Here is a 19731-nt window from a genome sequence, read left to right on the forward strand (position 1 = left end):
CTTAGCTCGAAAGATCATTTTGCCGTTGCCGACGCGCGGGATAGCATGGCTCGCCCTCCGCGCGGCGGGCCGCGCACGGCTTCACTCACACTGATCACCACGGACGCTTTACCATGAATCGAACGACCTCGCGGGGCCGCCGGACCTTCCTCGCCACGCTTCCCGCCGCTTTGGCCGGCATCGCCTTGCCGTCATGGGCGAAGTTCGCCGACGATCAGTTTCGCATCGGCTATCAGAAGGCCGCGAGCACGCTCGTGCTGCTCAAGGCGAAAGGCACGCTGGAAAAGCGGCTCGCGCCGCTGGGCGTGAAGGTCACCTGGACCGAGTTTCCGGCGGGGCCGCAGTTGCTCGAAGGCCTGAACGTCGGCGCGATCGACTTCGGCTATGTGGGCGAGGCGCCGCCCGTGTTCGCGCAGGCCGCGGGCGCGGATTTCGTCTATACGGCCTACGAGGTGCCGACGCCGCGCGCGGAAGGCGTGGTCGTCGCGAAGGATTCGCCCATCAGGACGGTCGCCGATCTGAAAGGCAAGAAGGTCGCCTTCAATCGCGGTTCGGACGTGCACTGGTTCATTATCGCGCTGTTGCGCAAGCACGGCCTCGATTATGGCGATATCCAGCCGGCCTATCTCGCACCAGCCGATGCCCGCGCAGCGCTGGAGCGCCAGGCAATCGACGCCTGGGCGATCTGGGACCCGTTCCTCGCCGCAGCGCAGTCGCAAGGCAACGCGCGTTTGCTGGCCGATGCGCAAGGCGTCGCCAGCCATCATCAGTTCTTTCTCAGCCAGCGCGAGTATGCGCAAAAGCGCAAGGACGTCATCGTCATCACGATGGACGAACTCGGCAAGGAAGGGCAGTGGATCAGACAGAACGTCGGGGCCGCCGCCGCGCAACTCGCACCGATTCAGGGGCTCGACGCCGCCACGATCCAGACCGGCCTGCAGCATTACGAACACGTTTACCGGCCCATCGACGCGGCCGTGCTGGACGAGCAGCAACGCATCGCCGATACGTTCCACGAACTCAAGCTGATCCCGCGCAAGATCACGACGAAGGACGCGGTGCTGGCGTGAGCCGTGGGTTCGCCCGTCACTAAGCGGTTAGTGTCAGAAGCGCACGCGCACGCCGCCGAAAGCCGCGACCTGCCGGTTCGTCGATGAAGGCGTGCCGGCGTCCGCGATCGCCGCGATCTGCTGATAGCCGCCGCCCACACGCGTCGACGCGTCGCCCGATGCAAGCTGATACACGGCGGACAGATACAGATCGGTGCGCTTCGAGAGCACGTAGTCGAGGCCGAGCGTGAACTGATGCCAACGCGGCTTGAGCGTCGCGCCGCCGGTGCCGGGCAGGCTGTTCGCGCGGCCGTCGGTGAACGTGTAGACGCCGACGAGCGTCGTCACTGGCGTCAGGTTGTAGCGCGCGTTGACATCGTAGTTGTTGAACTTCCGCGATGAGCCGTCGCTGTAATCGAGCTGCGTGTGGCTGAACGCGAAGCCGAGTGTCGCGACGCCGCCGAGCGCGTAGTTCGCGCCCGCAACGGCAATCTGCTGACGCGCCACGCCGCCGTTGAGGCCGTAGAAGAACGCGCCGCTGTAATCATCGCCGGTCGTGGTCGATGCGCCGCCTACCGCGCCGGCCGTGTTCGATGCGACGTTCGGATGATCGAGCAGCACATAGCCGCCGCCGGCCGAGAGCGGGCCGTTCACGTAGTTCGCCGCCACACCCCATGCCCGGTTGTTGCCGAAGCCCGTGCCCGCGCCGCTGTTGGCCTGATTGCTGAACGCATACAGTGCATCGACGGTGAACCCGGCAATCGTGTCGCTGCGGAACTTCACGGCATTGTTGATGCGGAAGGTCTGGTTCAGATTGTCGTTGTCGCCGACGTGCGTGGCCGGCGACCAGAAGCCAGGGCCAGCGTACGCGGCGACCAGATCCGTGTTCGGATCGTATTGACGTCCGAAGGTGAGCGTGCCCACGCCGGTCTTCGCGATGCCCACGAACGCCTGTCGCCCGAATTCGCGGCCGCCCTGTGCAAGCGTGCCGTCGTTCACCCGAAAGCCGCTTTCGAGCGTGAAGACCGTCCTGTAACCGCCACCCAGATCCTCGACGCCCTTCAGACCCCAGCGGCTGCCGTTGAGCTTGCCGCTCGTCGCCTGCAAGTTGTGCGCGCCCCGTTGATTGTTCGTATAGGCGATACCCGCATCGATGAGCCCGTACAGCGTCACCGAGCTTTGTGCCTGCACGATGCCCGGAAGGGTGACCAGAATGCCGGTAGCGCCGGCGAGTGCGACTCGTTTCATTGACTTCCTTATACGTGTTAACCACGAGTTTTTGGGGAAGCCGATCTTACGGTCGCGCTTACTGAAGTCGAACGATCGATTTCTCATGTGTAATCGTTCGATGCAGTCATTTGTAATCCGAACAATCCATGCGATGCATCGCAATTCACGCAGCGCGACGTGATGATCAACTGACGCCGTCGCTGATTAGCTTTCGTCAAAGCATTGGTTGGTGAAGCATGCGCAGGCCCCTAGCATTGAACGCCTGGGACGATATTGGGAAACCCTCATGCGATACAAGGGATATGACGTGGCGCCGTCCGCGCATGCATTGCCGAGCGGCCTGTACGCCGCGAATCTGATCATCGAGAGCGGCACACCGGCGAGTCGCGCATCGCATACGTTCGATGCGCTCGACTACTTTTTCGAAGCCGATCACGCCATCGCGTACGCGGCCCGCTGGGCCCGGCTATGGATCGATCAGCGCGGCAAGTCCGGGCGCGCCGGCAGTTGAGCCGGCGCACGCGCTTCAGGCGAGATCGGGTGGCGCGGCCTTGAGCACATCGACATGCCTCGGTATCAGCCCGAGTTCGACGAACGTATCGGCGATCTGCTGCTGTTCGCCGATGATGCTGCGTGTGATGGCCTCGGTGCCGAACACCTGCCGGCTCACCGCAAGCTCGACGACCGGCTTCGGCAAGCCCCACAGCCGCGCGAGCTCGCTTGCGAGTTCGTCGGGATGCTGCTTGCCCCATTGATCGACCGCCTTGATTTCGTCGATGACGATGCGAATCACATCGGGATTCTTCGCCACATAACTCTGCGATGAAAAGTAATACGCGCGATTGCCGACGACGCCGCTCGCATCCGCCACGATGCGGGCATTCAGCGTCTTCTGCGCGGCGGCGAAAAACGGGTCCCAGATGACCCACGCATCGATGGAGCCGCGCTCGAACGCGGCGCGCGCATCGGCAGGAGCGAGAAAGGCCAGTTCGACGTCGCCATATCGAAGACCATGCTGATGCAGCAGCTTCGCGAGAAAGTAGTGAACGTTGCTGCCCTTGTTCAGCGCCACGCGTTTGCCCTTCAGATCCGCCGCGCTCCTGATGGACGATTGCGCAGGCACGATCACGGCTTCGGAGCGCGGCCGCGCCGGCGTCGCCGCGACGTAGGCGAGCGGCGCGCCCGCGGCCTGCGCGAAGATGGGCGGCGCTTCGCCGACATCGCCGAAATCGATCGAGCCGACGTTGAGCGCTTCCAGTTGCACCGGCCCGGCGGAGAACTCCGTCCAGCTCACCGATACGTTGAGCGGGGCCAGCCGTTTCTCCAGCGTGCCGCGTCCCTTGAGCAGGTTCAGATAGCCTTTCTGGTTGCCGACACGAAGCACGCGCGCTTGTCCAGACCCGCCCTGTTGCGCGAACGATGCGGGCATCGAGGCGAATGCGGCGGCGCTCGCCGCGGCGCGAACGGAGAAGGACAGGAACGCGCGACGGTCGGCGGTTGTTCTGCTTTTTGACATGACAGGAATCGGGAGTTTTCGAGGAGCTCAGATGCTAGAGCGAAGGCTCCTTGGGACCAACGTAGTAATGGAGATAACGCTATCGCAATCGGCGTCATATGCTTTTGCCTCGCGCAGGCGCTGTACATGATCCGAGTGGAATGCATCGCAGAAAAGCTCGTTTGTGAAACCCCTCGCAGCGGCCTAGATTGAAGCGTTCATGTACTGAAGGAAGCGACCCATGCCGCAATTGCTGACGCATTACTGGCGCATTCGCGAAGTCCGGCGCGCGATGAACCCATGCGCCTGCGAGACGCCTGGCCGCCATGAAGAGGCAAGTTGCGCGGAGCGGCTGGAATACATCGCGTTGTTCGCTCAGGCCGGGTACTTCAACATGGGCACTGCGGTCGATCTGTTCCAGCCGCCATTCTGAAGCGTCTCTTAGCGCCTGCGCGCATATCCTTATCTGCATTCGATGGTTAGCCGGTCATCCGCGCGTCGCTAGACTCGGCGCGGTTCACGCTGCTTCGGAGTGCATGATGAGTCTCGATGTCTTCTGGTTCCTGCCCACATCGGGCGACACGCGCTATCTCGGCGCGTCCGATTTCGGCCGTGCGCCGACCAACGCCTATATGCGGCAGATCGCCGTCGCCGCCGATGAACTCGGCTACGACGGCCTGTTGATTCCCACCGGCAGCAGTTGCCTCGATCCGTGGGTGACCGCCGCGAGTCTCGCGCCGGTTACGCGTCGCATCAAGCTGCTGGTCGCGTTGCGCACTTCGCTCGGCAATGTCACGGCGTCGGCGCGTCAGGCCGCCACCCTCGACGAGGCGCTCGGCGGCCGGCTGCTGCTCAACGTCGTGCCGGGCGGCGATGCGACCGAACTCGCCGCCGATGGCGTCTTTCTCGATCACGAAGCGCGCTACGAATACGCGGACGAATTTCTCGGCGTATGGCGCAGGCTCTTCACGGGCGAACCGATCGATTTCGAGGGCAAGCACGTGCGCGTGAAAGGCGCGAAAAACTTCCACGAACCGGTGCAGAAGCCGTATCCGCCGCTGTATTTCGGCGGTTCGTCGGAGGCGGCTCACGAGATCGCGGCCGAGCACGTCGATACCTATCTCACCTGGGGCGAGCCGCCCGCCGCCGTCGCCGCGAAATTCGCCGATGTGCGCGAGCGCGCCGCGCGACGTGGCCGCACGCTGCGCTGCGGCGTGCGCCTGCACGTGATCGTGCGCGAGACCAGCGACGAAGCGTGGGCCGCCGCCGATTCGCTGATCAGCCGTCTCACCGACGAAGACATCACACAATCGCAACAGAACTTCGCGAAGATGGACTCGGTTGGCCAGCGCCGCATGGCGGAGCTGCACGGCGGCCGGCGCGACCGGCTTGAAATCAGCCCGAACCTCTGGGCGGGCGTCGGGCTCGTGCGCGGCGGCGCCGGCACGGCTCTGGTCGGCGACGCACAGACAGTGGCGGCTCGCCTGCGGGAATATACGGAGGCGGGCGCTGACAGCTTCGTGCTGTCGGGGTATCCGCATCTGGAGGAGGCGTATCGCTTCGCGGAGCTGGTGTTCCCGCTCCTGCCCGGTAAGGGGCGCGTCACGACCGGCGCGCGGCAGACGGGCGGCGCCTTCGATATTCGCGCGGGTCACGGCCCGCGTTAAAGGGCGGCGTCTGCCGCCGTCACGGAGGTAGGGATGAAGATGGCGCACCGGATCAGTTCATCGACGACAGGGCCCGCTTGGGAACTGGTGTTCGGCGCGATCATGACGGCGCTCGGCGTGGCGCTCTGGTGCTACGGCAGGCTGGCGTGGCGCGATACGGTCGACCAGTCGCTCGGCGTCGCGGCCTTGCTGATTGGCGTCTTCATCTCGGTGTACGCCGCCCATGAAATCCTGCGCGGACGTCGGGGAAGGTAGCGGAAATACTGCGGCGCGCAGGTAGAAGGGCGCCGCACATGACATCGGGCGATATCGATATGCCCGGACATTCGAGCGCGTCTTCGCGAGTTGGGGTACCTTGGCGCGACCTGCCATTCGTTCTCCAGCCGACGCGATGCCACACCCCCGACAACTCCATCTCGGTGCGTTCATGCGCCCGGTCAGCCTGCACACCGGCGCGTGGCGCTATCCGGGGGCGTACCCCGACGCCAACTTCAATTTCAGGCATCTGAAGCGTTTCGTGCAGACGCTGGAGAAAGCCTGCTTCGATGCGTTCTTCATGGCCGATCATCTCGCCGTGCTCAACATGCCGGTGAACGCGCTCAAGCGCAGCCATACCGCGACCTCGTTCGAGCCGTTCACGCTGCTTTCGGCGCTCGCCTCGGTGACCGAACGCATCGGGCTGGTGGCGACGGCGTCGACCACGTTCGACGAGCCGTATCACATCGCGCGGCGCTTCGCTTCGCTCGATCATCTGAGCGAAGGGCGCGCGGGGTGGAATCTCGTCACGACATCCAATCCCGACGCCGCGCGCAACTTCGGCCGCGAAGAGCATATGGAACACGACGAGCGCTATCGGCGCGCGCGCGAGTTCTACGATGTCGTCACGGGCCTCTGGGATAGCTGGGCCGACGACGCCTTCGTGCGCGACGCGCAAAGCGGCCTGTTCTTCGATCCGGACAAGCTGCACGTGCTCGATCACAAGGGTGACTATCTGTCCGTGCGCGGGCCGCTGAACATCGCGCGGCCGGTGCAGGGCTGGCCGGTGGTGGTGCAGGCGGGATCGTCGGAAGCAGGCAAGCAGCTCGCCGCCGAAACCGCCGACGCCGTGTTCACCGCGCAGCCGAACCTCGCAGCGGGCAAGCGTTTCTATGCCGATGTCAAAGGCCGCATGGAACGCCTCGGCCGTGCGCGCGAGCATCTGAAGATCCTGCCGGGCGCCTTCGTCGTGGTGGGCGATTCGCACGGCGAAGCGCAGGAGAAGCGCGCGCTGCTCGACACCTTCGTGCACGACGAGAGCGGTTTCGCATCGCTGTCGATCGCGCTCGGCCACGATGTTTCATCGTTCGATCCCGACGGCCCCTTGCCCGAGATTCCCGAAACGAATGCGAGCAAGAGCGCGCGCGACCGCGTGATCGACATGGCGCGCGCCGAAGGGCTCACCGTCCGCGAACTGGCGCAGCGCGTCGGCGGCTATTCCGGCTTGCAGATGGTCGGCACCGCGACGGAGATCGCGGACGAAATGGAGCAGTGGCTCGTCGAGGAAGGCAGCGACGGATTCAACGTGATGTTCCCGTTCCTGCCCGAGGGACTCGACGATTTCGCCGCGAAGGTGGTGCCCGAGTTGCAGCGGCGCGGCATCTTCCGGCGAGCCTATGAGGGCGCGACGCTGCGCGAGCATCTCGGCCTGCCGAGGCCCGCCAACCGTTTCTTCGAAGGCTAGCGCTCAGAACGTGCGCCCTTCGACCAGATGCGTCTTCACGCCATTGAGCATGTAGTCGCCGACGACCTTCGCCTTGTGATGCAGCGGGTTGTGGCTGAAGATCGTGCGCAGATTGCGCCAGTGGCGGTCGAAGTTATGCTTGCGCGACGTCGCCGACGCGCCGCCCGCATCGAACAGCCGCTCGCCCGCCTGCAACGCGAGCCTGCCGACGACGATCTGCGTGCGCGCGGTTGCGAGCGCGCCTTGCAGCACGAGTTCGTCCGCATCGGGATCGCCGCGCAGAATCGCATCCGATGACACGCCGAGCGTGCGCGCGTTCTCGCGCACCAGCACGTCGATGGTATGGCTCAGCGCCGACAATTCGCCGACGACCTGCTGGATGAACACATCCTCGCGCGCGCTCGGCGCGGTGGAGTGCATCACGGGGCGGCCATGCGCGGTCACGTAGCCGCGCGCATCGGCAACGATGCTGCGCACGATGCCCGCCGCCACCGCCACGAGATGCAGTTGCCGATACGCACCGCCATGACGTCCGATAAGCGAACCGTAGCCTTTCTCGGTCACTTCGTGCGCGTCGACGCGGACGTTGTCGAACACCGTGCTGCCGCTCGCGGTCATGCGCTGGCCCATGCCGTCCCAGTCGTCGAGCACCTGGACGCCTTCGGCGCGCACCGGAATGATCGCCGTGACGCCTTTGCCGTTTTCATCGACGAGGTTGGTGCGAACGAAGTCTGCATACGCGGTGCCCGTGGTGTAGTACTTCTTGCCCGTCACGCGGAAGTGGTCGCCTTCGCGGCGCAGCACGGTTTCGATCTCGCCCGCGCGCGCCGTGCCCTGTTCGCCCGATGCGCCACCGAACAGCGCCCCTTCGACGATGCGGCTCACTTGCCGGTCGTGAAAGGGCGTGTTCGGCGCGAGCCGCAATGATTCGACCACGTCGAAATGCACGCGCAGCGCATGCGCCACGTTCGATTCGGCGGCGGCCAGCGTGGTGACGACATGAATCGCGTCTTCGAGCGTGCCGCCGAGACCGCCGCGCTCGACGGGAATGCGCAACGCGCCGAGACCGGAGCGGCGGAACGCATCGAAGGCCGCGAACGGCAATTCGCGGCGGATTTCGCGCTGTGCGGCGTCGACGCCGATTTCTTCGGCCAGCGCGGGAAGGGCGGCCAGTGCCTTGTGATACGGGGTCGTGCTCATGATTTTGGTTTGCGAGAGAAAAGTTATCGGCGAAATGCCGCGCCGGGATGGCGGTCGTTCAGGCGGCCATTCGCGCCGCCGAGCTTTTCGCGCAAGGTGCCCGGGGCATAGGCGGTCTTGTAGCGGCCGCGCGCCTGCAACTCCGGCACGATGAAATCCGCGAAATCTTCGTAGGCTTCGGGCGTGACTGCGTAACTCAGGTTGAAGCCGTCGATATCCGTTTCATCGACCCAGTCTTCGAGCGCGTTCGCGACTTCATCGGGCGCGCCGATGAAGACCGGGCCGCGCCCGCCGATCGCGTTGTGCAGCGCCAGCTCGCGCACCGTCCACACGCGCTCCGGATCGAGCTTCGTGAAGCCTTCGAGCGCGGAGGAGGTGCCGGCGTCGAGCTGCATGTAACGGATCGGCTCGTCGGGGTCGTAGGTCGAGAAGTCGATGCCGGTCCAGCCCGAGAACATCGCGAGCGCGGCCTCGGGCGTCACATAGCGGCGATAGTCCTCGTACTTGTCGCGCGCTTCCTTCGACGTGCGGCCGGTGATGACGGTCGCCATCGTGAAGAACTGGATATCGCGTGCATCGCGGCCGGCTCTCACCGCCTCGGCGCGCGTGCCCGCGACGACCGGCGTCAGCACCTTCTTGCTCGGCCCGCTCAGATAGATGCCTTCGGCATGACGTCCCGCGAAGCGCTGCCCGCGCGCCGACGATCCCGCCTGGAACAGCACCGGCGTGCGCTGCGGCGAAGGCTCGGTCATGTGGATGCCGTGCACCCTGAAGTACCGGCCCTCATGTTCGACGCGATGCACCTTCGACGGATCGGCGAAGATGCCCGTGGCGGTATCGCGCACGCTCGCGCCGTCTTCCCAGCTGTTTTCCCACAGCTTGTAGACGACGTCCATGTACTCGTCGGCGATGTCGTAGCGCTCGTCACGCGAGGCCACGCCATCCTTGCCGAGCACTTTCACGCTGCTCTGCGCGAAGCCCGTCACGATGTTCCAGCCGATGCGCCCGCGCGTCAGATGATCGAGCGTCGACATGCGGCGCGCGAATACGTAGGGCGGTTCGTGATTGGCGTTGCTCGTCACGCACAGGCCGAGGTTGCGCGTGGCGTACGCCATCGCGGAGAGCGCCATCACCGGGTCCTGCTTGGGCACCTGCGCGCCGTGACGCAATGCGGTGTCGATGCTGCCGCCGTACACATCGTTCACGCCGATGCTGTCGGCCATGAAGAGCGAATCGATCAGCCCGCGCTCCAGCGTGCGCGCCAGATCGACCCAGTAGTCGAGCGTGTTGTATTCCAGCGAGCGGTCGCGCGGATGCCGCCACATGCCCGGCGAATGATGCACCGGACTGTGCAGCGCGAACGCGTTGACGCGAATCTGCTTCGGCATGCTCATAGAAAAGGCTTGTCCCCGTTGATGGTCACCCGAAAGCCCGAGCGCACGTCCGGGTAGTAGTCCCACACGGCCAGATGCTGCACGGCGCGGTTGTCCCAGAAGGCGATCGAATGCGGCTCCCAGCGAAAGCGCACCTGGAATTCGGGCGACGCGAAGCGTTCGAACAGCAGACGCAAAATGCCTTCGCTTTCGGCTGCGGGCACGCCGTCGATATGTGTCGTGAAGTTCGAATTCACGAAGATGCCCTTGCGGCCCGTTTCCGGATGCGTGCGTACAACCGGATGCGATGCCCTGGGAAACGTCTTGCCGCTATCGTCGATGCCGCGCAGCCGGTTGCGTTGCCGATACGTCGGCTCGCCGTCGTGCGTGGCGCTCAGTCCTTCGAGATAGGTCCGCAAACCCGGCGACAGCGATTCGTATACCGCGTACGAGCTGGAAAAGAGCGTGTCGCCGCCGTGCGCGGGCAGCGTGTGCAGATGCAGGATGCTGCCCATCGGCGGTTGTTCGTCGCATGAGACATCGGAATGCCAGCGGTCGCCTGCGATGCGCTTCGTGGTCGCATCGCTATGGATTTGCAGGATTTCCGGGTAGCCGTCCGGGCCGGGACTGTTCGGATGCACATGCAGCGTGCCGAAGTGCCGGCCGAGCGCGAGATGCTGATCGAGCGTGATCGGTTGATCGCGAAAGAAGATGACCTGATGCGCGAGCAGCGCGCGACGCACATCGTTCACCTGTTCGGGCGCGAGCGGCCGCGTCAGATCGATGCCGCCGATCAGCGCGCCGATATGGCGCGTCAACGGCTGCACGGTGATGGTTTCGTAAGCGGTATCAAGCATGGTCGGGTTCCTCGATAGTAGCGGCGCGATGGGTAGCGGCGGGATGCGGCGCGGACAGATGCGCTTGCCCTTCGCCGTAGAGCTTTTCCCGCAACGTGCCCGCGCGATAGTCCTGCTTGTAGACGCCGCGACGCCGCAACTCCGGCACCACGAGATCGACGAAATCCTCGTGCGTGCCCGGCAACAGCGCGTGGCTGAGATTGAAACCGTCGACGCCGGTCTGCGCCTTCCAGCTTTCGAGCGCGTCGGCGACTTCCGTCGGCGAGCCGATGAACACCGGCCCCTTGCCGCCGATCGCATTGAAAATCGCCAGCTCGCCGATGGTCCACACGCGCTCGGGATCGGCCACGGTGAACGCTTCGATCGCCGACTGCATGCCTTCGCTCTTCACGTAGCGCAACGGATCGTCGGGGCTGTACTTCGACAGATCGATGCCGCTCCAGCGCGAGAACAGCGCAAGCGCGCCTTCGAGACTCACGTGGCGCTGGATCTCCTGCCATTTCGCCTGCGCTTCTTCCGACGTCGGCGCGACGATCACGGTTGCGAGCGAGAAGAACAGCACCGAGGCCGGATCGCGTCCGAGCGCGGCGGCGCGTGCGCGCACGTCGGCGACATCGCGCGCCACCAGTTGCGCGGTCGGCGAACTGAGAAACACGCATTCGGCGTGACGCGCGGCGAAGTCCTTGCCGCGATTCGACGTGCCCGCCTGATAGAGCAGCGGCGTGCGCTGCGGCGAAGGCTCGGAGTAGTGCGTGCCCTGCATCGAGAAGAAGCGGCCTTCGTGGCGGATTTCATGCACGCGCGCCGGGTCCGCGAACACGCGCGCCTCGCGGTCGCGCACCGCCGCGCCGTCCTGCCAGCTTTCTTCCCACAGCCGATAGACGATCTCCATGTACTCGTCGGCAAGGTCGTAGCGCTCGTCGTGCGGACGCGCGTCGGGCTGGCCGATCGCACGCGAGCCGCTTTGTCCGAAGCTCGTCACGATGTTCCAGCCGATGCGCCCGCGCGTCAGATGATCGAGCGTCGACATGCGGCGCGCGAACAGGAACGGCGCTTCGTAGCTCACGCTGCTCGTCACCGCGAAGCCGAGATGCTCGGTGACCTGCGCCATGGCGGAGACGAGCAATAGCGGATCGAGACGCGGAAACTGCAAACCCCAGCGCACGCCGGCGGCGTTCGAGCCGCCATAGACGTCGTACTGGCTGATGCCATCGGCGAAGAACAGCGCGTCGTAGCCGCCGCGCTCGGCCGTGCGCGCGAGATCGGTCCATAGCGACAGCGAGTTGTAGTCGAGCGCACGGTCGCGCGGATGCGCCCATAGTCCGGGCGACAGATGCGTCGGCGCGAAGGCCAGGAATGCGTTGATGCGAATCTCTTTGGACATGGCTCAAGCCTTCGATGTGATCGGGAAATGACATGTCACGCGATGCGTGGCCGAAAGACGCTGCACGGGCGGCGTATCGACGCGGCAGACATCGCGCGCGGCGGGGCAGCGCGTGTGAAACACGCATCCGGCAGGCGGCGCGAGCGGCGATGGAATCTCGCCGCTTATCACGTGCACACCGGCCTGCACGTCGGGCGCATCGGGTTCGGACGCGGCGATCAGCGCGTGCGTGTACGGGTGCGCCGCGCACTCGACGATATCGTCACGCGTGCCTTGCTCCATGAAGCGGCCGAGATAGAGCACGCCGATATGGCTGCTCATGAAGGCGACCACCGCGAGATCGTGCGAGATCAGCAGATAGGAGAGGCCGAGCGCATCCTGAAGATCCTTCAGCAGGTTGAGCACCTGCGCCTGAATCGATACGTCGAGCGCGGACACCGGTTCATCGAGCACGAGAATTTCCGGCTCCAGCACGAGCGCGCGCGCAATCGCCACGCGCTGGCGCTGGCCGCCGCTCAGCTCGCCCGGACGGCGGCGCTTGAACTCCGCGGGCAGGCCGACTTGGGCGAGCAGTTCATCAAGACGCTTGTGCAAGGCATCGCGCGCGAAGCCGCTTTTCTGGATGCGCAACGGTTCGAGCACGATATCGCCGACGTTCATCTGCGGATCGAGCGAACCGAACGGGTCCTGCAGCACCGCCTGAACGGCGCGTTGCCGCCAGCGCCGGTCGGCGTCGCGCGTGGTCTTGCCGAACACGCGCGCGCCGAAGCGCACTTCGCCGCGTGTCGGCTCGTCGGCGCCGAGGATGATTTTCGCGAGCGTCGACTTGCCCGATCCCGATTCGCCTACCAACCCGAACGTGCCGCCGCTCGGCAGGGCGAAAGAGGCGTCTTCCACCGCGCGCAGCATTTTTGATCTGGCGAACAGACCGCCGCGCACGGGAAAGGCGCGCCCGATGTTCGATACGTCGAGAGCGTTCATGATGTGGCCGTTGCGAGAAGCAAGTCGGCGGTCTGCGGGTCCGGTTCCGGATGCCAGCACGCGACGCCGCGATGCGTATCGATTGCGCGCGTCGCCGGATACGCGCTCAGGCAATCGGCTTGCGCGCGCGCGCAGCGCGGCGCGAAGCGGCATCCTTGCGGGATGCTGCCGGCCAAAGGCGGCTGACCCGGAATGACGGTCAACCGATGTTGCCGCTCGCGCAGACGCGGCACCGCGCCGAGCAGGCCTTTCGTATACGGATGACACGGCCGCGCGAACACGTCGCCGACCGGCCCCTGCTCGATGATGCGGCCCGCGTACATCACGGCGACATCGTCGCAATAGCGGCGCACCAGATGCAGATCGTGCGTGACGAGCACGATCGCCGTGCCGCGTTCGGCTTGCACTTCGCGCAGCAGATCGAGGATCTGCAGGCGCACGGTGATATCGAGCGCGGTCGTCGGTTCATCGGCGATCAGGAGACGCGGATTGCATGCGAGGTTCATCGCAATCGCCACACGCTGACGCATGCCGCCGCTGAACTGATGCGGATAGCTGTTCAGGCGGCTTTCCGGTGCGGGAATGCGTACGCGCCGCAGCAGCTCGATCGCGCGCGCCTCGCGTTCCTTGCGGCTCGTGACGCCATCGCGATAGCGGAACATCTCCGTGATCTGCCGGCCGATCGTGAGCAGCGGGTTGAGCGAGGTCATCGGGTCCTGAAGGATCATGCCGATCTCGCGCCCACGCAGCGCGTTCAGTTCGGCGGGCGTCTTCGCGCGCAGATCGTCGCCATCGAGCAGGATGCGCCCGCCGCTCACCTGCACGCCGCGCGGCGGCAGGCCCAGCACCGACAGACACGTCACGCTCTTGCCCGAGCCGGATTCGCCGACGAGGCCGAGCGTGCGTCCGGCGCGCACGGTGAAGCTGACGCCATCGACGAGCCGCGCGTGTTCCGTCTCGACGACGAGGTCATGAACGGTCAACACGTTCATCGCAGCACTCCATCGCCACGTTGCAGGGATTCGCCGATGCGATTGCTCGACAGCACCGTCGCGATCAGCACCAGCCCCGGCAGTGCAGAGAGCCACCATGCGGTATCGACATAATTGCGGCCTTCCGCGATCATCCCGCCCCAGGAAGGATCGGGCGGCTGCACGCCGAGGCCCACGAAGCTCAGCGCCGCTTCCATGAAGATCACGAGACCGATGTCGAGCGTCAGCAGCACGGCGAAGGTATTGCGCACGTTGGGCAGCAGATGGCGCATCACGACATGCAGCGGCGTCGCGCCGGCGAGCTTCGCGATCAGGATGAAGTCGCGCTCGCGCAGGCTCAGCGCCTCGGCGCGGATGATGCGCGCGAAACGTCCCCAGTTCGCGAGCGTCACCACGATGACGATGTTCGTCATGCTCGGCCCGCAGATGCCGACTATCAGCATCGCGAGAAATACGGGCGGCAACGCGTATTGCGCATCGACGATACGCATGAGCGCGGCATCGAAACGTCCGCCGAGGTATGCGGACAGCAGGCCCGCGATGGCGCCGAAGAACCCTGCGAGCAACACCGCGCAGAACGCGATGGCGAGCGAGATGCGCCCGCCGTAGAGCGTGCGCGTAAAGACGTCGCGGCCCATCTGATCGGTGCCGAACCAGTGGTGCCAGGTCGGCGACTGGAACGTGGCGGACAGATCGATTGCGTTCGGATCGACGTTCGAGAGCAGCGGCGCGAACGCCGACGCCGCGACGATCGCGACGAGCAGGCCGCCGAACAGAAGGGATCGCGTGCTCATCGCTGGTACCGGATGCGTGGATCGACGAGCGCATAGAGCACGTCGACCGCGAGATTGATCGAGACGAACAGCAGCACCGACACGATCACGGCGGCCTGCACCACGGTGAAATCGAGCGTGCTGATGGCTTCGACCATCAGGCTGCCGAAGCCGGGCCACGAAAACACCGTTTCGATGGCGACCGCGCCGCCGATCAGCACGCCGAACTGCGATGCCGCGAACGCGACGATCGGCAGCGCCGCATTGCGCAGCGCATGCGTGCCGATCACCACATGCGCGGGCAGCCCCTTGATGCGGGCCATGCGGATGTAATCGGCTTCGAGCACGGTGAGCATGTTGGCGCGCGTGAGCCGGGCGATGCCTGCGGCGGAATACCACGCGAGCGCGCATACCGGCAGGATCAGATGACGCCATGTGCCGTGGCCGCCGGTCGGCAGCCAGCCCCATTGCACCGAGAAAAGACGGATCAGCAGCAACGCGACGAAGAACGGTGGCGCGGCCTGCCCGAGCACCGCGAAAAGCGACGCGACGCGGTCGATCCAGCCTCCGTTCCGCACCGCCGACGCGACGCCCAGCGACAAACCGACAGCCAGCGCGAGCGTCAGCGAAATGCCGACCAGCAACAGGCTCGATGCGAGCCGGCTCAGCGCCATCGAAAGCGCGGGCGCGCCGAAGTGGAACGAGTTGCCCATGTCGCCGCGCAGCACGCCCGCCAGAAAGCGGGCGTACTGCAGCGGGACCGGATCAGCGAGACCGAGTTGCTCGCGAAAAAGCTGACGGTCCGCTTCGGTCGCCTCGGGCGGCATCAGCAGATAGGCGGGATCGCCCACCATGCGGACCAGCACGAAGATCAGCACCGACATCAGCCACACCGTGAGCAGAGCCGAGCCGAACCGGCGCAGGAGATAGGCGGGCATCGCTCAGTTTCCGGCGACCGTCTGCGGCGCCCACTGGATCGTGCGGAAGTTGAGGAAGCCGCCGCCTTGCTGCGGCTGCCATTGCAGCGTCTTCTTCTTCGCGTACACGTAGGTGAACTCGGAGATGAAGAACGCGGCGGCATCGTCATGCAGTTCGCGGCCGATCTTCTGGAACACTTCGCCGCGCTGTTTCGTATCGCTGACGCGGGAGACGTCGGCGAGCAGCGCATCGACCTTCGGATTCGAATAGTCGGACCAGCTTCCCTCCGATGCGAACGCGCCACCGACCGGGTGCACCGGGTCATACAGCGCATTGGTGAACTGGCTGAGCGCGAGCGGCCCGGAGGTGTGCGTGTTGTTCAGGCGCTGGAAAGTCGCATAGGTCAGGCGATTGAGCTTGACCTTCACGCCCACTTGCCCCCAGTACGCCGCGATCGCCTCGGCGACGCCTTGCGGCATGTCGCCCTGAATGTTGAGCGTGGTCTCGAAACCCTTCGGATAGCCTGCCTGCGCAAGCAGTGCGCGCGCCTTCGCGGGATCGTAGGGATACGGCTTGATCGTGCGGTCCGCGCCGTACGGATAGTAGTTCGAGATCATCGTGCCGAGCGGCTCGCCCACGCCGTACAGCACGCTCTTGATGATGGCATTGGTGTCGAGCGCGTAGCTGAGCGCCTGACGCACCTGGACGTTGGCGAAGGGCGAGTTCTTGTCGGTGGTGTAGACCCGCACATAGACCGGCGACGCGACACGGCTTTCGATCACGTCGAGCCCGCTTTCCTTCCTGAGCCGCGCATAGTCGGAGAAGGGCAGCGCCACCGAGAGATCGACTTCGCCGCGCAGCACCGCGTTGACGCGGCTCGCCGGCTCGGTGATCGCGCGGAAGATCAGTGTTTTCACGCGCGGCTTTTCGCCCCAGTAATCGTCGAAGCGTTCGAGCACGAGTTCGCTGCCGCCCGGCGCGAGCGACTTGAACTTGTACGGTCCGAGCGAGACTGGCTTTTGCGCGAACGCATCGGGATTCGGCAGGCTCGCGAGATAGTCGGCCGGAATGATGTAGAGATAGCCCGCGACCTTGTTGGCGAACGCGCCATCGGGCTGCTTCAGTTTGAAGACGACGGTGAGGTCGTCGGGCGTCTCGATCGACTCGACGACCGGCGCGAAGAACGGACGGCGCGTGCTCTTGCTGCGCGGGTCGAGCACGTGTTCGAGCGATGCCTTCACGTCGCGCGAGCTCAGCGTCGCACCGTTATGGAACTTGACGTTGGGACGCAGCTTGTAGGTGAACACGCGTGCGTCGGCGGACACGTTCACGCTCGTCGCGAGACGCGGCACGAGATTGCCCTTCTGGTCGAAGCCGTAGAGCGTGTCGTAGATCTGCCAGCCGTAGCGCAGCGAGTCGCCGCTCACGGCGACCAGGCCGTCGAGGTTGTAGAACTCCTTTTCGACGCCGATCACGACCGTGTCGCGATCGACGGCGGGCGCGGTGCTTGCGGCGCGTGCCGGTTCGGTGAAAGCGCCGGACAAGGCGGCGGCGAAGACCAGTCCGCGAAGGACTGACGAAAAGGTACGCATAGGTTGGTCTGAGTGCCGGGCGAGGGAACGCCCTCGTCTAATTGGAGAAGCCTGCGGATGGAGCGAACATGATGACGCGCGCGCCCCGGAATTCGAAGCGAGTAAAAGTGATATCGATATCAAGGCGCCCTTCAGGTCGATTCGATCGATGCTCATGAAGGGATTTGCGTCGGAATACTCATGGTCTGCGCCGCCCTTCGCTGGATTGAAAAGCACGGATGATTCGTTTGCGACGTGGCGCGAACCATCGATACTCGATCGTTCGACACACTTCACCGCATGCTTCGTTCATGAGCCAATCGTCCCCTCTGCAAGACCAGCACGCGAGCGACACCCTGCGTCTCATCGGTCCCGATCCGGAGGACTGGGTCGTCCGACGGGCGGGCATCGATCACAATGTGCTGATCGTCGGCGGCGGGCAGACGGGCGCGGCCTTTGCGTTCGCGCTGCGGCGCGCGGGCATCGGCCGCGTCAGTGTGATCGACGCCGCGCCCGATGAGACGCGCGCGGGCGCGTGGACCAACTACGCGCGGATGAACCGCCTGCGCACGCCGAAGACGCTTGCGGGACCAGAGGCGGGCTTGCCCGGGCTGAGCTTTCAGGCATGGCACGAAGCGCGTTATGGCGCGGCGGCCTATGCGAACATCGAACGCATCGGGCGCACTCAATGGGCTGAGTACATTGCGTGGTATCGGCAGTTTCTCGGCGTCACGATTCGCTATGGCACGACGCTCACGCTCATCGAGCCGGCGGGCTCGCATTTCCGTCTGCATCTGACGGTCCGCACGGAGCGGGGCGTCGAGACACGTGTGGAGACCGCGCGCAAGATCATTCTCGGCAATGGCGTCGCGGGCAACGGCAGACCGAATATCGTGCCGCCGCTCACGGCGTTGCCGCCGAGCCATCTCGCGCATACCTCGGATGCGATCGACTTTGCCGCGCTCGCGGGCAAGTCCGTCGCGGTGATCGGTGGCGCGGCTTCGGCTTTCGATGCGGCGGCGAGCGCGCTCGAAGCCGGCGCGCGCGACGTGCATCTGTTCGTGCGCCCCGCCGGGCTACCTGCGGTGCCCGTGAGCCGCGCGCGTGCGTATCCGGGCGCCTACGACAACTTTCCCGCGCTACCCGACGCGGTTCGCTGGCGCCAGGCGCTGCGCTTCAGACGCGCCGGCTCGACCGCGCCTGCCGACGCGGTCGAGCGCGTGGCGCGCTTCGCCAATTTTCATCTGCATCTGGGCGCGCCGTGGCATGAAGCGAGCGTCGCGAATGGCCGCGTCCACGCCTGCGCCGCCGATGGCGACTTCGCATTCGACTTCGTGATCGCGGGCACCGGCTATGCGATCGATCTGCACGCGCGGCCCGAGCTTGCGCGCATCGCCGATCGCGTGCTGCTCTGGCGCGACCGATATCAGCCCGCCCCGGACGAGCGCGACGACGCGCTGGGCGCGCATCCCTATCTCGGCGACGCGCTTGAATATGTGGAGAAGCGGTCAGGCACGGCGCCGTTCCTCAGGAACATCCATGTGTTCAACCCGGCGGGCTTCGTGAGTCGCGGCGTGCCGGTGGGCGACGTGCCGTGCATGAAGCGGGATATCCCGGCCGTCATTCGGCGCATCAGCCAGGATCTCTTTCTCGAAGACCTCGACGCGCACGAGGCGCGCATGAGCGCCGACGTGCCAGCGGATTTCGATACGGCGCTCTATGAGCCGCGCGTCTATCGCGAGCGGGATGTCGAATCGGCGGATTGAGTGCGTCAGGGCGAACTATCATAGCTAGCCGGTTTGAGAAGCGGACAGCATCAGGCCGCGCGGCTCAAGCTCTTTCATCAACTGCAAGCCTTCTTGCCAGGAACCCATGACACACAGACCCGCACCGACCGATATCGATATCCATCCGCTGATCGCCGGGCGATGGAGCCCGCGCGCCTATGCGGAGCAGCCCGTCGCCCACGCGGACGTGCTTGCTTTGCTGGAGGCCGCGCGCTGGGCGCCATCGGCGTACAACGTGCAGCCGTGGCGCTTTCTCGTGTTCGAAAAGGGCGAGGACGCGGCAGCGTTCGAGCGCGCGTTCGCGACGCTCGTGCCGTTCAACCAGTCATGGAACAGGCACGCGCAGGTGCTGATCGTGGTGATCGCCGATACGCTCAACGCGAAGGGCGAAGCGAATCCGACCGCCAGCTACGACGCCGGTGCGGCCGGGCTGGCGCTGTTGCTGGAGGCGCACGCCCGCAACCTCGCCGCGCATTCGATGAGCGGCTTCGACACGAAGGCCTTGCGTGAGACCTTCGGCATCGCCGAGCGCTACGTGCCGCTCGCCGTGATCTCCGTGGCGCATCATGGCGACGCGCGCGCCTTGTCCGAGGCGTTGGCCGAACGCGAGCAGGCGCCGCGCAAACGCTTGCCGATCGGCGAGATCGCGCAATTCGGCGCGTGGAAGAGCGCTCAGTCCTGATCCGGCTAGGCCGATCAAACGGCGCGACTGACTGAACAAAAACTCTGCAATA

General features: G+C 65.3%; 19 protein-coding genes. 8 read left to right on the forward strand and 11 right to left on the reverse strand.

Annotated elements, in window-relative coordinates; translation table 11 throughout:
- The first annotated feature begins 113 nt into the window (after positions 1-113).
- Complete coding sequence (locus NK8_RS27940; protein ID WP_162069881.1) at positions 114-1070, forward strand: sulfonate ABC transporter substrate-binding protein; 957 nt, start codon at positions 114-116, stop codon at positions 1068-1070.
- A 33-nt stretch (positions 1071-1103) separates the two neighbouring features.
- Here the strand turns inward: NK8_RS27940 and NK8_RS27945 are convergent, their stop codons facing one another.
- Positions 1104-2297 carry a porin gene (locus NK8_RS27945; RefSeq protein ID WP_213232985.1) on the reverse strand — a complete coding sequence of 398 codons (1194 nt, stop codon included), beginning with the start codon at positions 2295-2297 and terminating at the stop codon, positions 1104-1106.
- A 268-nt stretch (positions 2298-2565) separates the two neighbouring features.
- Between NK8_RS27945 and NK8_RS27950 the strand changes: the two genes are divergently transcribed.
- Entirely contained in the window at positions 2566-2790 is a 225-nt protein-coding gene (locus NK8_RS27950) for a hypothetical protein (protein WP_213232987.1), read from the forward strand.
- Between the two features lie 15 nt (positions 2791-2805).
- Here the strand turns inward: NK8_RS27950 and NK8_RS27955 are convergent, their stop codons facing one another.
- Positions 2806-3795, reverse strand: coding sequence for a sulfonate ABC transporter substrate-binding protein (locus NK8_RS27955; RefSeq protein ID WP_213232989.1), 990 nt, complete (start codon positions 3793-3795; stop codon positions 2806-2808).
- 220 nt (positions 3796-4015) lie between these two features.
- Between NK8_RS27955 and NK8_RS27960 the strand changes: the two genes are divergently transcribed.
- The 4 genes from NK8_RS27960 (at position 4016) to NK8_RS27975 (ending at position 7161) form a co-directional block, all read left to right on the forward strand.
- Complete coding sequence (locus NK8_RS27960; RefSeq protein ID WP_213232991.1) at positions 4016-4207, forward strand: hypothetical protein; 192 nt, start codon at positions 4016-4018, stop codon at positions 4205-4207.
- Between the two features lie 106 nt (positions 4208-4313).
- Complete coding sequence (ssuD, locus tag NK8_RS27965) at positions 4314-5441, forward strand: FMNH2-dependent alkanesulfonate monooxygenase (protein WP_213233229.1); 1128 nt, start codon at positions 4314-4316, stop codon at positions 5439-5441.
- Positions 5442-5474: 33 nt separating this feature from the next.
- Positions 5475-5696 carry a hypothetical protein gene (locus tag NK8_RS27970; protein WP_162069877.1) on the forward strand — a complete coding sequence of 74 codons (222 nt, stop codon included), beginning with the start codon at positions 5475-5477 and terminating at the stop codon, positions 5694-5696.
- A gap of 136 nt (positions 5697-5832) precedes the next feature.
- A complete protein-coding gene (locus NK8_RS27975) occupies positions 5833-7161 on the forward strand; it encodes an LLM class flavin-dependent oxidoreductase (RefSeq protein WP_213232993.1) in 1329 nt (442 codons plus the stop codon).
- A 3-nt stretch (positions 7162-7164) separates the two neighbouring features.
- Here the strand turns inward: NK8_RS27975 and NK8_RS27980 are convergent, their stop codons facing one another.
- The 9 genes from NK8_RS27980 to NK8_RS28020 are packed head-to-tail and all read right to left on the reverse strand — an operon-like array spanning position 7165 to position 17231.
- Positions 7165-8361 carry an acyl-CoA dehydrogenase family protein gene (locus NK8_RS27980; protein WP_213232995.1) on the reverse strand — a complete coding sequence of 399 codons (1197 nt, stop codon included), beginning with the start codon at positions 8359-8361 and terminating at the stop codon, positions 7165-7167.
- Between the two features lie 23 nt (positions 8362-8384).
- Positions 8385-9749 (reverse strand): LLM class flavin-dependent oxidoreductase, encoded by a 1365-nt coding sequence (locus tag NK8_RS27985; protein ID WP_213233230.1) that lies wholly within the window; start codon positions 9747-9749, stop codon positions 8385-8387.
- 2 nt (positions 9750-9751) lie between these two features.
- Positions 9752-10591 (reverse strand): TauD/TfdA family dioxygenase, encoded by an 840-nt coding sequence (locus NK8_RS27990; RefSeq protein ID WP_213232997.1) that lies wholly within the window; start codon positions 10589-10591, stop codon positions 9752-9754.
- A complete protein-coding gene (locus NK8_RS27995) occupies positions 10584-11975 on the reverse strand; it encodes an LLM class flavin-dependent oxidoreductase (RefSeq protein ID WP_213233000.1) in 1392 nt (463 codons plus the stop codon). The genes NK8_RS27990 and NK8_RS27995 overlap by 8 nt, the downstream gene beginning before the upstream one ends.
- A gap of 3 nt (positions 11976-11978) precedes the next feature.
- Complete coding sequence (locus NK8_RS28000; RefSeq protein WP_213233002.1) at positions 11979-12956, reverse strand: ABC transporter ATP-binding protein; 978 nt, start codon at positions 12954-12956, stop codon at positions 11979-11981.
- On the reverse strand, positions 12953-13948 hold the full coding sequence (locus tag NK8_RS28005) for an ABC transporter ATP-binding protein (RefSeq protein WP_213233004.1): 996 nt from the start codon (positions 13946-13948) through the stop codon (positions 12953-12955). The genes NK8_RS28000 and NK8_RS28005 overlap by 4 nt, the downstream gene beginning before the upstream one ends.
- Positions 13945-14742 carry an ABC transporter permease gene (locus NK8_RS28010; protein ID WP_213233006.1) on the reverse strand — a complete coding sequence of 266 codons (798 nt, stop codon included), beginning with the start codon at positions 14740-14742 and terminating at the stop codon, positions 13945-13947. Before NK8_RS28010 ends, NK8_RS28005 begins: the two co-directional genes overlap by 4 nt.
- Positions 14739-15659, reverse strand: coding sequence for an ABC transporter permease (locus tag NK8_RS28015; RefSeq protein ID WP_213233008.1), 921 nt, complete (start codon positions 15657-15659; stop codon positions 14739-14741). Before NK8_RS28015 ends, NK8_RS28010 begins: the two co-directional genes overlap by 4 nt.
- 3 nt (positions 15660-15662) lie before the next feature.
- Positions 15663-17231 (reverse strand): ABC transporter substrate-binding protein, encoded by a 1569-nt coding sequence (locus NK8_RS28020; RefSeq protein WP_213233010.1) that lies wholly within the window; start codon positions 17229-17231, stop codon positions 15663-15665.
- Between the two features lie 290 nt (positions 17232-17521).
- Between NK8_RS28020 and NK8_RS28025 the strand changes: the two genes are divergently transcribed.
- Positions 17522-18976, forward strand: a complete 1455-nt coding sequence (locus NK8_RS28025) for an NAD(P)-binding domain-containing protein (protein WP_213233012.1) — start codon at positions 17522-17524, stop codon at positions 18974-18976.
- Between the two features lie 106 nt (positions 18977-19082).
- Entirely contained in the window at positions 19083-19679 is a 597-nt protein-coding gene (locus tag NK8_RS28030; protein ID WP_213233014.1) for a nitroreductase family protein, read from the forward strand.
- Positions 19680-19731: the final 52 nt, after the last annotated feature.

Source organism: Caballeronia sp. NK8, from assembly GCF_018408855.1.
GTDB lineage: Bacteria > Pseudomonadota > Gammaproteobacteria > Burkholderiales > Burkholderiaceae > Caballeronia.